This is a genomic window from Micromonospora sp. NPDC049799 (assembly GCF_040656655.1).
Taxonomy (GTDB): domain Bacteria; phylum Actinomycetota; class Actinomycetes; order Mycobacteriales; family Micromonosporaceae; genus Micromonospora.
This window is the reverse complement of record NZ_JBFAMU010000868.1, coordinates 1-1,260: the sequence shown is the minus strand read 5'-3', so window position 1 is coordinate 1,260 and position 1,260 is coordinate 1. Positions and strand designations below refer to the sequence as shown.

Sequence of the window (1,260 nt, the reverse complement as noted above, 5' to 3'; positions counted from 1 at the left end):
GTGCGGCCGGTCGGTCCACGCGTCGGCGGCGAGCCGGGCGTCGAGGCGGCGCCGGCGGACGACGGTGCGCAGGTGGTCGGCGCACGCCCGCCGGGCGATGCCGAGCAGCCAGGTGCGGGCGGAGGACCGACCCTCGAAGCCGGGCAGCGCCCGGAACGCCCGCAGGTACGTCTCCTGGGTCAGGTCGTCCGCGCTGTCCGGGTCGACCAGGGCGGCCGCGAAGCGCCACACCTCGGCCTGGGTGAGCCGGACGAAGGCGGCCTGGGCGACCGGGTCCCCGTCGCGGGCGGCGAGCGCCCACTCGCTCGCCGACTCGCGCGCGGCCGTGACCGCGTCGTCGGCCGGGCCGGCGGCGGCGCTTGCGCGCGGGACGGGGATCACGACAGACCAGGTTACGCGGAGCGGGGTGCGGCGGGAGGGTCCTTCGGCCCTTCCATGGCCTGCGCCACGTCGGGAACTTTTCCCACCCGCCGGTCGACTACCCGCTCATGAACTGCGACGACGTACGCGAGGCGCTGTCGGCGCGGCTGGACGGGGAGGACCCGCAGGCGGCACCGACGGTGCTGGAGGCGCACACGCGGAGTTGTCCGGGCTGCCGGTCGTGGCTGGCCCGGGCCGAGCGGGTGACCCGGCTGGCCCGGGTGCGACCGGTGGCCGTGCCCGACCTGACGGCCCCGGTGCTGGCGGCCGTCGCCGCCGACGCGGCGGTGGCCCGGGCGGTTCCGGTGGCCGCGCTGCGGGCCCGACGTCAGGTGCTGCGGGTCGCGGTCGCGGTCGCGGCGGTCGCCCAGGTGGCGGTCGCGCTGCCGGTGCTGCTCGCCGGGCTGGGGGTGGCCGCCGACCCGCACACCAGCCGGGAGATGGCCTCCTTCGACATCGCCCTGGCGGTCGGTTTCGCGCTGGCCGCGTGGCGGCCCGAGCGGGCGCGTGCGTTCGTACCGGTGGCCCTGGTGCTGGCGGTGTGCCTGGCGGGCACCAGCGCGGTGGACATCGCCAACTCCACCACCGCGCTCGTGCACGAGGTCGGCCACCTCGCCGCCGTGGTGCAGGCGGGTCTGCTCTGGGCTCTGGGCCGGGTCAGCGACGAGGCCGACCGGCCGCTGCGGGCGGCGGTCGCGGTGGGGCGCGGGTGACGCGCTCCGGTCCCGGCCTCCCGCGTCCTCGATGGGGCGCTCGGCGACCGGTTCGGCCGCCGGCGGATCTTCCTGCTGGGGGTGGTCTGGTTCACACTCGCCTCCCTGCTCTGCGGCCTGGCCCAGG

2 protein-coding genes are annotated in these 1,260 nt (G+C 77.9%); one reads left to right on the top strand and one right to left on the bottom strand.

Features of this window, described 5'->3' with window-relative positions:
* A partial coding sequence (locus tag AB0I76_RS30225) for a sigma factor (protein WP_357042637.1) occupies positions 1 to 381 on the bottom strand: 381 nt, incomplete at its 3' end.
* Positions 382 to 488: 107 nt separating this feature from the next.
* Between AB0I76_RS30225 and AB0I76_RS30220 the strand changes: the two genes are divergently transcribed.
* Complete coding sequence (locus AB0I76_RS30220) at positions 489 to 1,133, top strand: zf-HC2 domain-containing protein (protein ID WP_357042634.1); 645 nt, start codon at positions 489 to 491, stop codon at positions 1,131 to 1,133.
* The last annotated feature ends 127 nt before the right edge of the window (positions 1,134 to 1,260 follow it).

What these genes read in the sequence shown, in the direction of transcription:
- AB0I76_RS30220 (WP_357042634.1), top strand. Translation starts at nt 489, where the DNA reads ATGAACTGCGACGACGTACGCGAGGCGCTGTCGGCGCGGCTGGACGGG.